General features: G+C 69.7%; 11 protein-coding genes. 8 read left to right on the forward strand and 3 right to left on the reverse strand.

The features are described from left to right. Positions 1-4: 4 nt before the first annotated feature. Positions 5-307, forward strand: coding sequence for a zinc ribbon domain-containing protein (locus WT26_RS03970; protein ID WP_069272235.1), 303 nt, complete (start codon positions 5-7; stop codon positions 305-307). Between the two features lie 124 nt (positions 308-431). Here WT26_RS03970 and WT26_RS03975 read toward each other — a convergent pair whose 3' ends face one another. Further along, positions 432-1,298 (reverse strand): AraC family transcriptional regulator, encoded by an 867-nt coding sequence (locus tag WT26_RS03975; RefSeq protein WP_069272236.1) that lies wholly within the window; start codon positions 1,296-1,298, stop codon positions 432-434. 284 nt (positions 1,299-1,582) lie between these two features. Here WT26_RS03975 and WT26_RS03980 point away from each other — a divergent pair, with 284 nt between their 5' ends. The 4 genes from WT26_RS03980 (at position 1,583) to eutC (ending at position 6,951) form a co-directional block, all read left to right on the forward strand. After that, positions 1,583-3,043 (forward strand): mechanosensitive ion channel, encoded by a 1,461-nt coding sequence (locus WT26_RS03980; protein ID WP_069273687.1) that lies wholly within the window; start codon positions 1,583-1,585, stop codon positions 3,041-3,043. Between the two features lie 206 nt (positions 3,044-3,249). Continuing rightward, positions 3,250-4,662 (forward strand): ethanolamine permease, encoded by a 1,413-nt coding sequence (gene eat, locus WT26_RS03985; protein ID WP_059667714.1) that lies wholly within the window; start codon positions 3,250-3,252, stop codon positions 4,660-4,662. A gap of 100 nt (positions 4,663-4,762) precedes the next feature. Further along, on the forward strand, positions 4,763-6,160 hold the full coding sequence (locus tag WT26_RS03990; RefSeq protein ID WP_069272237.1) for an ethanolamine ammonia-lyase subunit EutB: 1,398 nt from the start codon (positions 4,763-4,765) through the stop codon (positions 6,158-6,160). Then, entirely contained in the window at positions 6,157-6,951 is a 795-nt protein-coding gene (eutC, locus tag WT26_RS03995; protein ID WP_021164100.1) for an ethanolamine ammonia-lyase subunit EutC, read from the forward strand. Before WT26_RS03990 ends, eutC begins: the two co-directional genes overlap by 4 nt. Positions 6,952-7,053: 102 nt before the next feature. On the opposite strand, the gene WT26_RS04000 is transcribed toward eutC, so the two are convergent. Next, positions 7,054-7,938 carry a LysR family transcriptional regulator gene (locus tag WT26_RS04000; protein ID WP_069272238.1) on the reverse strand — a complete coding sequence of 295 codons (885 nt, stop codon included), beginning with the start codon at positions 7,936-7,938 and terminating at the stop codon, positions 7,054-7,056. A gap of 148 nt (positions 7,939-8,086) precedes the next feature. Between WT26_RS04000 and WT26_RS04005 the strand changes: the two genes are divergently transcribed. From WT26_RS04005 to WT26_RS04020, 3 genes are all read left to right on the forward strand, one after another. Next, complete coding sequence (locus WT26_RS04005; RefSeq protein ID WP_069272239.1) at positions 8,087-9,637, forward strand: MFS transporter; 1,551 nt, start codon at positions 8,087-8,089, stop codon at positions 9,635-9,637. Between the two features lie 314 nt (positions 9,638-9,951). Further along, positions 9,952-11,478 (forward strand): aldehyde dehydrogenase family protein, encoded by a 1,527-nt coding sequence (locus tag WT26_RS04010; RefSeq protein ID WP_059528018.1) that lies wholly within the window; start codon positions 9,952-9,954, stop codon positions 11,476-11,478. 409 nt (positions 11,479-11,887) lie between these two features. Continuing rightward, on the forward strand, positions 11,888-12,919 hold the full coding sequence (locus WT26_RS04020; RefSeq protein ID WP_069272240.1) for a helix-turn-helix domain-containing protein: 1,032 nt from the start codon (positions 11,888-11,890) through the stop codon (positions 12,917-12,919). 37 nt (positions 12,920-12,956) lie between these two features. On the opposite strand, the gene WT26_RS04025 is transcribed toward WT26_RS04020, so the two are convergent. Beyond that, positions 12,957-14,006, reverse strand: coding sequence for an ADP-heptose--LPS heptosyltransferase (locus tag WT26_RS04025; protein WP_069272241.1), 1,050 nt, complete (start codon positions 14,004-14,006; stop codon positions 12,957-12,959). Positions 14,007-14,009: the final 3 nt, after the last annotated feature.

The raw sequence follows: 14,009 nt of genomic DNA on the forward strand, positions 1-14,009 counted from the left end.
GACGATGGGTTTCCTGAAATGGATCACGGGCGGCCACGCGCAGCGTGGCCATCATGGCGGCGGGCACGGCAGTGGACACCACGAACGCGGCCGCGATCGCCACGGCTGGGGCTGGCAGGCGCCGGCCGCCGGCGGCGCGCCGCTGCGCCAGCTAGCTTGCGCGGGATGCGGCGCGCTCAACGACACGCAGGCGCGCTTCTGCACGCAATGCGGCGCCGCGCAGCAGAGCGCCGCGTGTAGCCGGTGCCACGCGGCGCTCGCCGCCGGCGCACGCTTCTGCCCGGCGTGCGGCACGCAGGCGGCTTAGGGCATGTTCCAGCCCGGACGGGCTGGCGGACGCGCGTTGCCGTCGCCCTACGCTCCAAACGAAGTCCCCTCGATGGATCGGCGTGCAATTGGCGCGTAACCCGCGCGCGCGGACGGCACGCCCGTCAGCGCAGCGGCAGGTAGATCTCGGTACGCAGGTCGGCCGGCGCCGCATCCATCGGCGTGTTGAGGTACAGCTCGAACGGCGGCGCGTCGGCGGCTTCGCGGCCCGAATGACGCAGCCACTCGCCGTACAGCCACTGGTAGGCGGTCTTCAGGTCCGCGTACGGCCCCGTATGCAGCAGCACCGCGTATTCGCCGCCCGGCACGGTCACGCGCTCCACAGGCGCCGCCGGCTCGACGTCCGGCGCGCCGTCGGCCGGCATGAAGCACGCCTTCGCGCGCAGCTGCGCTTCGGGCGTCGTGTCCGGATCGTCGTAGAAAATGCCGATCATCTTCGCGCCCGGGCCGATCAGCCCGTGCTGCCCGACCCAGGCGCCGATCCGCCCGAACGCGTCGCTGACCAACATGTACGACCCCGTGTGGCCGACCGCGTAGCCACGCAGTTCCGGCAGCCGCCGGATCTCGACTTCATGCTTGAACATGTCTTCCTCTCCTCTCTGTAGTGGATAGATGGGCCGGTGGCTGCCCGTGCGCCGGTGCTGCGCGGGCGGCACGCCGTAGGCGTCGCGAAACGCCCGCGCGAACGCGTGCGTCGAACCGTAGCCCGCGCGCCGCGCGACCTGCTCGATCGGCAGCGCGGTGCAGGCCAGATCCTCGGACGCGCGCACGATCCGCATCCGCCGCACCGTCAGCACGATCGACTCGCCGTACAACGCGCGATAGACGCGCTGCCAGTGATACGGCGACAGGCACGCCACTTCGGCGAGCCGGTTCAGGTCGAGCGGGCCGTCGAGGTGCGCGCGGATGTATTCGTGGACGCGCGCAAGACGCGTCGCATAGCGGACCCAGCAAGGCGATTCTGCTTTCATTGGCGTACCCGGAACAGGACCGACGTCAAGGTAGCACGGCGCGCGTTGACAAATCTTGCTGAGTTGCGCCGCGCGGGAGCCATGCGGGATTGAATCCGCCCCATTTCTTTTTTGAAATGGGGTCTCGTCCTCATCGATCTATGACTAAAGTTAAAGACGGTGAAATCGGGTGATTGCGTCATTTTTCTCGGGTAAGTTGCTCGAACCGGATCGCACGCTTTTCGAAGTACGCAGGTAGTTCGTCGATGTTCAATCGCAACACCACGTTTTCGGGAGAAGAAGAAATGGATGCTTCCAGCTTCATCACGTCGCTGCAGACCACGCTAGGGGGGTATCTGCCGAAGATCGCCGGTGCGATCGGCATCCTGGTGATCGGCTGGCTGATCGCCGTCGTGGTGCGGGCCGGCGCGATGCGCCTGCTCGGCGCGCTGAAGGTCGATCAGCGGATCAACGAAAGCACCGGCCAGGGCGCATGCGTCGAGCGCATCATCGCCGGGGGCCTGTTCTGGCTCGTGCTGCTGGTCACCGCGGTGGGCATCTTCAACGTGCTCAACCTGTATGCGGTCTCCAACCCGTTCTCGCTGCTCGTCACCCACATCGTCAACTACCTGCCGAACCTGATCGGCGGCGCGGCGCTGACGCTGATCGCGTGGCTCCTCGCGTCGTTGCTGCGCAGCCTCGCGAACCGCGCGCTCAAGGCGAGCAAGATCGACGACAAATTGTCCGAAGGCGCTGGCATGCGGCCGATGAGCGGCTATCTCGGCGACGTGCTGTTCTGGCTCGTGATCCTGATGTTCCTGCCGGCGATCCTCGCGTCGTTCGCGCTGTCGGGGCTGCTGTCTCCCGTGCAGGGGATGGTCGACAAGCTGCTCGCGATCGTGCCGAACCTGTTCGCGGCCGCGGTGATCGGCATCGTCGGCTGGATCGTCGCGCGCGTGCTGCGCGGCCTCGTGACGAACCTGCTCGTCGCCGCCGGCGCCGACCGCCTCACGCAGCGTCTCGACAGCCCGACGCCCGTGCGCGTGTCGAGCCTGATCGGCACGGTCGTCTACGTGTTCGTGTTCGTGCCGACGCTGATCTCCGCGCTCGACGCGCTGAAGATCGACGCGATCTCGGTGCCGGCCACCAACATGCTGAACCAGTTCCTCGGCGCGGTGCCGGACATCGTCGCGGCGATCGTGATCGTGCTGGTGACGTTCTACTTCGCGCGCTTCGTCGCGTCGCTCGCGCAGAAGCTGCTGGAAGCCGCGGGCGCCGACGGGCTCCCGGCCGTGCTCGGCGTCGAGCGCGTGTTCTCGGGGATCCTGCAGCCGTCGGTGCTGGTGGCGCGGCTGATCGTGTTCTTCGCGATGCTGTTCGCATCGGTCGAAGCGGCGAACCGGCTCGGCTTCTCGCAGGTGCGCGACGTCGTCACGCTGTTCATCGAATTCGGCGGCCATGTGCTGATGGGCGGCGTGATCCTCGTGATCGGCGTGTGGCTCGCGGGCCTCGCGCGCCGCGTGATCGAGCAGGCCGACCGCGAGCACAGCGTGCTGTTCGCGCGCATCGCGCAATTCGCGATCCTCGGCCTCGTGTTCGCGATGGGGCTGCGCGCGATGGGCATCGCCAACGAGATCGTGCAGCTCGCGTTCGGCCTCGTGCTCGGTGCGATCGCGGTGGCGGTCGCGCTGTCGTTCGGCCTCGGCGGCCGCGAAGCGGCCGGCAAGCTGCTCGACCGCTGGTTCAACCAGCGCGGCGGCGAGTAAGTGGCAAATGAGCGGCAAACAGGCGGCGGGCCGCGCTGACGTTTTGCTTACGGAAACGACCGCGCGGACCTTTGCCGAATTTCGATAACACGTCGTTTAATGACTCTCTAGCATCGATTCTCAGTCGTGCAGACCAGCCCGGCGGACGCGCCCTCGCGGCGCGCCGCCGGACGGACACGCGGTCTGGCGCCCTTGAGGAGAAACCGATGAAAGCAGAGTCGAATGGCCGGCCCGCAGCCGGCGCCAAGTCGTCCGGGCAGCCCGCGCTGCAGCAGACGCTCGGGACCTGGCAACTGTGGGGCATCGCGGTCGGCCTCGTGATCTCCGGCGAATACTTCGGCTGGAGTTACGGCTGGGCGAGCGCCGGCACGCTGGGCTTCGTCGTCACCGCGCTGTTCGTCGCGGCGATGTACACGACCTTCATCTTCAGTTTCACCGAGCTGACGACGTCGATCCCGCACGCGGGTGGCCCGTTCGCGTATGCGCGCCGCGCGTTCGGCCCGACCGGCGGTTATCTCGCCGGCGCGGCGACGCTCGTCGAATTCGTGTTCGCGCCGCCCGCGATCGCACTCGCGATCGGCGCGTACCTGCACGTGCAGTTCCCGGGGCTCGAGCCCAAGCATGCGGCGATGGGCGCGTATCTCGTGTTCATGGCGCTGAACATCGTCGGCGTGCAGATCGCGGCGACCTTCGAGCTGGTCGTCACGCTGCTCGCGATCTTCGAGCTGCTGGTGTTCATGGGCGTCGTGTCGCCGGGCTTCGCGTGGAGCAACTTCATGAAGGGCGGCTGGTCGGGCGCCGATCATTTCAGCGTCGGCGCATTCCACGGGATGTTCGCGGCGATCCCGTTCGCGATCTGGTTCTTCCTCGCGATCGAAGGTGTCGCGATGGCCGCCGAGGAAGCGAAGAACCCGAAGCGCTCGATCCCGATCGCGTACGTGGCCGGGATCCTGACCCTCGTTGCACTCGCGATCGGCGTGATGGTGTTCGCCGGCGGCGCGGGCGACTGGACCAAGCTCGCGAACATCAACGACCCGCTGCCGCAGGCGATGAAGTACATCGTCGGCGCGAACAGCGGCTGGATGCACATGCTCGTGTGGCTCGGGCTGTTCGGGCTCGTCGCGTCGTTCCACGGGATCATCCTCGGTTATTCGCGCCAGATCTTCGCGCTGGCCCGCGAAGGCTACCTGCCGGAGTGGCTCGGCAAGGTGCATCCGCGCTTCAAGACTCCGCACCGCGCGATTCTCGCGGGCGGCGTGGTCGGCATCGCGGCGATCTACAGCGACGAGCTGATCCAGTTCGGCGGGCAGACGCTGACCGCGAATATCGTGACGATGTCGGTATTCGGCGCGATCGTGATGTATATCGTGAGCATGGCGTCGCTGTTCAAGCTGCGCCGCACGCAGCCGAACATGGCGCGGCCGTTCCGCGCGCCGCTGTACCCAATCTTCCCGGCCTTCGCGATCCTGGCGGCGCTCGTCTGCCTCGGTACCATGGTGTACTTCAACGGGCTGGTCGCGCTGGTGTTCGTCGGCTTCCTCGCGGTCGGCTACGCGTACTTCCTCGCGACGCGCTCGCAGCGTGCGAGTGCGCCCGGCGACGCGCTGCTGGAGGAATGAGCAGGTGAAGGTGAACGGCCGTTCCTGACGGCATCCGGCGCGCCCCGTCGAACGGGCGCGCCGTCGGCTTTTGGCAAGGCAAGGCAAGGAGACTCGCACGATGTCCTATACGGAGACGATCGGCCCGCGCACGTACCGTTTCGCGGACCTGAAGACGCTGCTCGCGAAGGCGAGCCCGCTGCGTTCCGGCGACCAGCTCGCCGGTGTCGCGGCGGCGAGCGAGGAGGAGCGCGTGGCCGCGAAGATCGCGCTCGCGGGCGTGCCGCTGAAGGCGTTCCTGAACGAAGCGGTGATCCCGTACGAAGACGACGAGGTCACGCGCCTCATCGTCGACGATCACGACGCGCTCGCGTTCGCGGAAATCTCGCATCTCACCGTCGGCGATTTCCGCAACTGGCTGCTGTCGCCCGCGGCCGACGGCGCGGCGCTCGAACGGATCGCGCCGGGCCTCACGCCCGAGATGGTCGCCGCCGTGTCGAAGCTGATGCGCAACCAGGACCTGATCGCGGCGGCGAGAAAGCGCCGCGTCGTCACGCGCTTTCGCAACACGGTCGGGCTGCCGGGCCGGATGTCGGTGCGGCTGCAGCCGAACCACCCGACCGACGACGTGAAGGGGATCGCCGCGTCGATGCTCGACGGGCTGATGTACGGCTGCGGGGACGCGATGATCGGCATCAACCCGGCCACCGACAGCCTCGCGGCGATCGTGAAGCTGCTCGCGATGATCGACGCGTTCCGCGAACGCTACGGCGTGCCGACGCAGTCGTGCGTGCTCACGCACGTGACCAACACGATCGCGGCGGTCGAGAAGGGCGCGCCGGTCGACCTGGTGTTCCAGTCGATCGCGGGCACCGAGAAGGCGAACGCGAGCTTCGGCATCTCGCTCGCGCTGCTCGGCGAGGCGCGCGACGCCGCGCTGTCGCTCGGGCGCGGCACCGTCGGCAACAATCTCATGTACTTCGAGACGGGCCAGGGCAGCGCGTTGTCGGCGAACGCGCACTTCGGCGTCGACCAGCAGACCTGCGAGGTGCGCGCGTATGCGGTGGCGCGCAAGTTCGAGCCGTTCCTCGTGAACACGGTGGTCGGCTTCATCGGCCCCGAATACCTGTACGACGGCAAGCAGATCATCCGCGCGGGGCTCGAGGATCACTTCTGCGGGAAGCTGCTCGGCGTGCCGATGGGCTGCGACATCTGCTACACGAACCACGCGGAAGCCGACCAGGACGACATGGACACGCTGCTGACGCTGCTGGGCGCGGCCGGCATCAACTTCATCATGGGGATTCCGGGCGCGGACGACGTGATGCTGAACTACCAGAGCACGTCGTTCCACGACCAGCTCTACGTGCGCGAGGTGCTCGGCCTGCGCCGCGCGCCGGAATTCGAGGAGTGGCTGGAGACGATGGAGATCGCCGACGCGCACGGTGCATTGCGCGCCGCGACGTCGCGCGTGCCGCTTCTGGCGGGCGCGAACGACTGGATGGGGATTTCGGCATGAGCGACGCCGTCGAAAAGAATCCGTGGGGCCAGCTGAAGTCGTTCACGAACGCGCGGATCGCGCTCGGCCGCGCGGGCAACAGCCTGCCGACCGCGCCGCTGCTGGCCTTCAACCTGTCGCACGCACAGGCGCGCGACGCGGTGCACCAGCCGCTCGACTCGGACGCGCTGCGGCGCGAGATCGAGGCGGCCGGCCTACTGCCGACGCTCGGCGTGCAGAGTGCCGCGCCGGACCGCGACCATTACCTGCGCCGGCCCGATCTCGGCCGCAAGCTGTCGGACGACAGCCGCGGGCTGCTCGCCGGTTACGGCGCGGCGCTCGACGACGCGCCCGACGTCGTGTTCGTGGTCGGCGACGGGCTCTCGGCGTTCGCGGCCGCGAAGCAGGCGCTGCCGCTGCTGCAGGCCGTGCGGCCGCGGCTCGACGCGGACGGCTGGCGGATCGGCCCGGTGGTGGTCGCGACGCAGGCGCGCGTCGCCCTCGGCGACGAGATCGGCGAGCTGCTGCGCGCGAAGGTCGTGGCGATGCTGATCGGCGAACGGCCGGGGCTCAGCTCGCCGGACAGCCTCGGCGTGTACCTGACGTGGGCGCCGAAGGTCGGTTGCCACGACGCGCTGCGCAACTGCATCTCGAACGTGCGGCCCGAAGGGCTGCCGTACGCGGCGGCCGCGCACAAGCTGCATTACCTGATGACGCATGCACGCAGGCTCCAGCTGACGGGCGTCGGGCTGAAGGACGACAGCGATGCGCTGTTGCCGCAGGCGGAAGCGGAGCGGATCGGGGCGGACTGAAAACGGGGCGCACGCGGGCCGCCGTCGCGCGGCCGGTACGCTTGCCGGTCGTGCGGCACGGGCGGCGGCTGTCGCGCGCCGGCTCCCCTGCTGGCTCTCGTGCTACCTGAACAGCCGCTCGCACAGAAAATCGACGAACACGCGCAGCTTCGGCGACAACTGCCGGCTCGACGGCCACACGATCGAGAATTGCCCCGGCGCGATCCGGTAGTCGTCGAGCACGGTGACGAGTGCGCCGTGTTCGAGCGCGTCGCGCGCGAGGAAGTCGGGCATGTAGCCGATGCCGAGCCCCGCGAGCACGGTGCCGCGCAGGGCTTCCATGTTGTTGCAGGTCAGCGCGGTGCGCAGCTTCAGCGGCGTGCCGTCGGCGGCCGCGAGCGCCCAGTCCTGCAGCTTGCCGGTGGTCGGGAAGCAGTAGCGCACGCATTCGTGCGCTTCGAGATCGCGCGGCGTGCGCGGCGTGCCGGCCCGCGCGAGATACGCGGGCGTCGCGCACAGCACGAACGCAAACGGGCCGAGCCGCCGTGACATCAGGCTCGAATCCGACAGCGGGCCGCTGCGGATCGCCGCGTCGAAGCCGCCTTCGACGACATCCACCATCCGGTCGTTGAAATCGAGATCGAGCTCGACGTCCGGGTAGCGCTGCCGGAATTCGGGCAGCACCGGCAGCAGGAACCGGTAGCCGATCACCGGCAGGCTCACGCGCAGCCGGCCGCGCGGGCGCTGCGCCGACGCCGTCACGGTCGCTTCCGCGTCGCGGAAATCCTCGAGGATCCGCTGGCAACGTTCGTAGAAGTGCCGCCCCTCTTCGGTGAGGGTGACGCGGCGGGTCGTGCGGTTGAACAGGCGCACGCCCAGCGACTGTTCGAGTTTCGCGATCGTCTTGCCGACCGCCGACGCCGAGATGCCGAGCGCGCGGCCGGCCGCGACGAAGCTCAGCGCTTCGGCGGTGCGGACGAACGCGACGATGCCGTTCAGGTTGTTCATCGAGGTTCCGGATAGGGGCCAGGGCATTGAAATTCAGGAATTCTAGTCCGCTATATCCGGAATTCGGCGTGGTTTTTCGGCGATTGAATCCGAATTATCGTGTGTCGCTTCGACGGCGCAGGTGCGCCGGGTTTTCGAGGAGCGAGAGATGGACCACACGTTTTCCGCCGCGTCGGCGCACCGCCGCACGCTCGTGCTGGCCGCCGTCTGCATGGCCGCCGTCGCGCTGCCGCTGTCGTTTTCGGGCGGCGCGGTCGCGACGCCCGCGATCGGCCGCGACCTGCACGGCGGCACGGTCGCGATGAACTGGATCACCAATGCGTTCATGCTCGCGTTCGGCAGCTGCCTGATGGCGGCGGGCGCGCTGGCCGACCAATTCGGCCGCAAGCGCCTGTTCGCGAGCGGCGTCGGCGGCTTCACGCTGACGTCGGTCGCGCTCGCGTTCGCGCCGTCGATGCTCGCGGTCGACCTGCTGCGCGCCGCGCAGGGGCTCGCGGCGGCCGCGGCGCTCGCGGGCGGCACGGCCGCGCTCGCGCAGGAGTTCGACGGCGCGGCGCGCACGCGCGCATTCAGCCTGCTCGGCACGACCTTCGGTATCGGGCTCGCGTTCGGGCCCGTGCTGGCCGGCGCGCTGATCGGGCATTACGGCTGGCGCGCGATCTTCGTCACGAGCGCGGTGGCCGGCGGGCTGTCGCTCGGCTTCGGGCTGCCGCGCATGCACGAGTCGCGCGACCCGCATGCGACGGGGCTCGACTGGCCCGGCACGGCCGCATTTACCGCCGCGCTGACGCTGTTCACGTTCGGCGTGATCGAGGCTCCCGCACGCGGCTGGTCGAACGCGCTCGTGATCGCGCTGCTGGCCGGCGCGGCGCTCTTCGCGGCGGCGTTCGTGGCGATCGAGACGCGGGTCGCGCGGCCGATGCTCGACCTGTCGCTGTTCCGGATCGCGCGCTTCGTCGGCGTGCAGGTGCTGCCGGTGTCGACCTGCTGCTGCTACATCGTGCTGCTCGTCGTGCTGCCGCTGCGCTTCATCGGCATCGACGGCTTCAGCGAGATCGACGCCGGCTGGCTGATGCTCGCGATTTCCGCGCCGATGCTGGTCGTGCCGCTGGTCGCGGCGACGCTCACGCGCTGGCTGTCGGCCGGCGTGATCTCGGGGCTCGGGCTGCTGATCGCGGCGGCCGGGCTGGTGTGGCTGGACGTCGCGCTGCGCGGCGGCGCGGGGCCGGCGGCGATCGCGCCGATGCTCGCGATCGGCGTCGGGGCCGGCATGCCGTGGGGGCTGATGGACGGGCTGTCGGTGAGCGTCGTGCCGAAGGAGCGCGCGGGGATGGCGACGGGCATCTTCAGCACGACGCGCGTGGCCGGCGAAGGGATCGCGCTCGCGATCGTCGGCGCGGTGCTCGCGACGCTTGCGCAGGCGGGGCTGCGCGCGGGCGCAGCGGCGTCCGTGGCGGGGGCGACGCCCGATGCGATCGTCCGTGCGTCTGCCCGGCTCGCGACCGGCGATCTCGCGGGCGCGGCGGCCGCGTGGCCGCAGGCCGGGCGCGCGCTGCTGCGGCACAGCTACCTGCAGGCGTTCGACCATCTGCTGATCGGGCTGGCGGTCGTCACCGTGCTGTGTGCGGTGGTGGTGTTCGTGTTTCTGGGTGGGCGGCGTGGCGTGGAGTCCGGCGAGGCACGCGCGCGGCGAGCCTGACCGACGGGCCGCTGCTCGCGAGCCGGCGCGTCGTGCCGGCACCGGCGGCGGCGCGTCGCTCGGCACGTTGCGTGAGGAAGCCTTGCGATACAAGCGAGGCTGATGCGCCATTTGCCGCACGCCGCTGTCCGCAATTGGCACAGTGTGGCGCGTGCGAACCGCTGAAGGTGTTCCGAATCTGCACAACCGCCGGGATGGTGGGCGCGCGGTGCGCGCGCGGGCGGGGTCGTGCACGATGGCATGCATGTTGCTGTGTAGTGAACGCGCGCAACCGGCGCCGCAATTGCACAAAGCACGATGAACAGGAGACATGTATGAACCCGTTTGACCTGAAGCAACTGGGCCTCGACGTCGAATACCCGTACCGTCAGCAATACGACAACTACATCGGCGGCAAGTGGGTTCCGCCGGTGAAAGGCGAGTATTTCGAGAACGTGTCGCCGATCAACGGCCAGCCGTTCTGCCGCATTCCGCGCTCGGGCGCCGACGACATCGAGCTGGCGCTCGACGCCGCGCATGCCGCGCGCCGCAAGTGGGGCAAGACGTCCGTGGCCGAACGCGCGAACCTGCTGCTCGCCGCCGCCGACCGGATGGAAAAGAACCTGAAGCTGCTGGCCGTGGCCGAGACCATCGACAACGGCAAGCCGCTGCGCGAGACGATGGCGGCCGACCTGCCGCTCGCGATCGACCACTTCCGCTACTTCGCGGGCTGCATCCGCGCGCAGGAAGGCGGCATCTCCGAGATCGACGACAACACCGTCGCGTACCACTTCCACGAGCCGCTCGGTGTCGTGGGCCAGATCATCCCGTGGAACTTCCCGCTGCTGATGGCCGCATGGAAGCTCGCGCCGGCGCTCGCGGCCGGCTGCTGCGTCGTGATGAAGCCGGCCGAGCAGACGCCCGCGTCGGTGCTGGTGCTGATGGAGCTGATCGGCGACCTGTTCCCGGCCGGCACGATCAACATCGTGAACGGCTTCGGCAAGGAAGCGGGCGAAGCGCTCGCGACCAGCAAGCGGATCGCGAAGATCGCGTTCACGGGCTCGACGCCGGTCGGCAAGCACATCCTGCGCGCGGCGGCCGACAGCCTGATCCCGTCGACGGTCGAACTGGGCGGCAAGAGCCCGAACATCTTCTTCGCCGACGTGCTCGACCAGGACGACGCGTTCCTCGACAAGGCGCTCGAAGGGCTCGCGATGTTCGCGCTGAACCAGGGCGAGGTGTGCACGTGCCCGTCGCGGATCCTGATCCAGGAGTCGATCTACGAGAAGTTCATCGAGAAGGCGGTCGCGCGGGTCGAGCGCATCAAGGCCGGCCACCCGCTCGACCTGCAGACGATGATCGGCGCGCAGGCGTCGCAGCAGCAGCTCGACAAGATCCTGTCGTACATCGACATCGGCCGCGGCGAAGGCGCGCAATGCCTGACGGGCGGCGAGCGCACGGCGCCGGCGGCCGAGCTCGGCACGGGCTACTACGTGAAGCCGACGATGCTGCTCGGCAACAACAAGATGCGCGTGTTCCAGGAAGAGATCTTCGGGCCGGTTGCGTCGGTGATGACGTTCAAGGACGAGCAGGAGGCGATCGAACTCGCGAACGACACGTTCTACGGGCTCGGCGCGGGTGTGTGGACGCGCAACGGCACGCGTGCGTACCGGATGGGCCGCGAGGTCGAGGCCGGCCGCGTGTGGACCAACTGCTACCACCTGTACCCCGCGCACGCGGCGTTCGGCGGCTACAAGCAGTCGGGGATCGGCCGCGAGACGCACAAGATGGCGCTGTCGAACTATCAGCAGACGAAGTGCCTGCTGGTCAGCTACCAGGCCGAGGCGCTCGGGTTCTTCTGATCGCCGCTCGTGCGGGTGCGCGCCGTTCGCGTTCGCGCACCGGCGCGCGTCAGCCCGCGCCGGCGCGTTCCGCGAGGAGCCGACTTGGCGGAACCGGTTCGGCCGATTGCGGGGCATCCGGTGTTTCACGACGGCGAGTTCGACGCGCATCGCTGCTTCGACGTCGTCGACGCGGCCGAGCATCGGCGTGCGGCATTTCATCGAGACGCAACCGTTCATGTTCGTCGGCGCCGGGTGCGGCGGCCGCGCGGCTGCACCAGCCGGGTGCGTGTCGCGCGGCATCGCGGTCAGCCCGAATTGCGCGTCCGGGCGCGCCGTCGTTGAATGACGGGCTCGAGCCGGATCGCACGCGATTCGGCACGGGACTTGCGTGACAGGCGCGGTTCCGGGCAGGTGAAGGAGAAACACGATGAGTGAACGAGTGGAGCGTGCCGCCGAGCCGACGGCCGAAGACACGCGGCGCAACGCGCAGGGCGACGATGCGCTGGCCGGGCAGGCGGTCGTCAGCGTCGCGCATGATGCCGACGAGCAGGCGCGCAACCTGATCGGCTGGCGGCAGACCTACGACCAGCTCGCGGCCGGCCGTTTCGTCGGCACGCTGACCGAGCTGCCGCTCGACACGATGAAACTGTTTCGGGAATCGACGAGCCACCTGCTGCGTCAGGCATGCGAGGTGCGCGGCGACGCGTACTGGTTCGGCATCCCGCTCGTCAGCGACGGCACCGCGCGCGTCGATGCGTGCCGCATCGGGCCTGGCGCGCTCGCGTTCCGGCCCGGCAACGTCGAATTCGAACTGGTGACGCCCGCGCAGTTCTCGATCTACGGCATCGTCGTGCGCGGCGACGTGCTGCGCCGCTATGCGGAGGAGGTCGAACACCGCGCGCTCGACGAGCGGCTGTTCACGCAGCGCGTGATGCAGGTCGGCGATGCGCGGCTCGCGCGCCTGTGCGCGCTGCTCGGCCGGCGGCTCGACGACGCGGCCGCCGCCGCGCCGCTGTCGGACCCGCTGCGCAACGACCTGCAGGCCGAGGTGCTGGCCGCGCTGTTCGACGTGTGCGCGCTGCCCGCCGACGGCGCGGCCGGCACGGCGCTGTCGCGGCGGCGCCGGATCGTCGAACAGGCGCGCGACTACGTGCTCGCGCACCGCACGCGCCCGGTCGGCGTGCCCGAACTGTGCGAGCAGTTGCACGTGAGCCGGCGCACGCTGCAGTACTGTTTCCAGGACGTGCTCGGCATGGCGCCCGCCACCTACCTGCGCACGCTGCGGCTGAACGGCGCACGGCGCGACCTGTGCGGCCGCGCGGCCGGTTCGGTGCAGGACGTTGCGGAGGCGTGGGGCTTCTGGCATCTCAGCCAGTTCGCGACCGATTACCGGCGGCTGTTCGGCAAGCGGCCGTCGGAGACGCTGCGCGAGAGCGTGACGATGGTCGCGGCGGGGTAATGGCGGGGTAGCGGCGAATGCGCGATGGCGGCGCGGGTCAGATGACCGGCCAGGCCAGCGCGTCCCAGTCGATCGCCCGGTAAGCGGCCTCGACCGCCGCGACGTCGTCCGGCGCTTCGCTGCGGTGCAGCCCGCGCAGCGCGTCCGGCACGTCGAGCGCGACCGGCACGCAATGCGGATAGTCGCGCACGCGCAGCGCCGGCCCGATCGTCGTGAAGCACGCGAGCGTCGGCACGTCGAAACCGTCGGCAAGGTGCGCGGCGGCGCTGTCCGACGCGAACAGCAGGCTGGCGCCCTTGACCCATGCGATGAATGCCGCGGTGTCGCGCGCGAATCCGCTCACGTCGACATACGCGGGATGCGCGACCGGCCCGAACCCGGCCACCGGCAATCCGTAGCGCCGGGCCAGCCGCTCGACGAAAGCGGCCCGCAACGCCGGCGGCACGCTGCGCAACGCGGTGCTCGCGTTCGGACAGAACAGCACGTACGGCCGCCGCCACGCATCGGGCAGCGCGGGGAGCGGCACGCGTGCGAGCCAGCGGTTGCGCCTGGCCGACGTGGGCAGCGCCGCCGGGTCCGCGCCGAGCGCGTCGAGGAAGAAATCGATCATCGGCAACCGCGCGAACGCGGGCCAGTACAGGTGATTGCCGACGTCGATGCACGGCGCGTCCGCCGGCAGCGCGTCGGCCGGGTACGGCAGCGCGCGCGACGGCGCGACGATGTCGGCCGCGAGCGCATACAGCGCATCGACGTAGCGCGGCGCGCGGGCAGGCCGGTACAGCGTGAAGCCCAGGCCCGGATGCGCGGCGCGCAGCGCGGCGAGTGCGGTGAGCCCGATCACCGAGTCGCCGAGCGTGACCCCCATCCCGTTGATCACGTGCACGTGCGGCGCACCGTCGTAGTCGAGCCGGAACGGTTGCGTCGCCGCGTGCAGCAGGCCCAGCGCGACGGCGGCCGGCACGTGGCCGGCGGCGCGGCCGCGGCCGTGCTCGAGGTCGTAGGGCGCGACGAGCGTGCCGTCCGGTGCGAGCAGCGTGCCCGGCCAGACGCGCGCCTCGTCGGGTGACAGGGCGGCTGCGGCCGGCACGGC

It is taken from the genome of Burkholderia cepacia, assembly GCF_001718835.1.
GTDB classification, from domain to species: domain Bacteria; phylum Pseudomonadota; class Gammaproteobacteria; order Burkholderiales; family Burkholderiaceae; genus Burkholderia; species Burkholderia cepacia_F.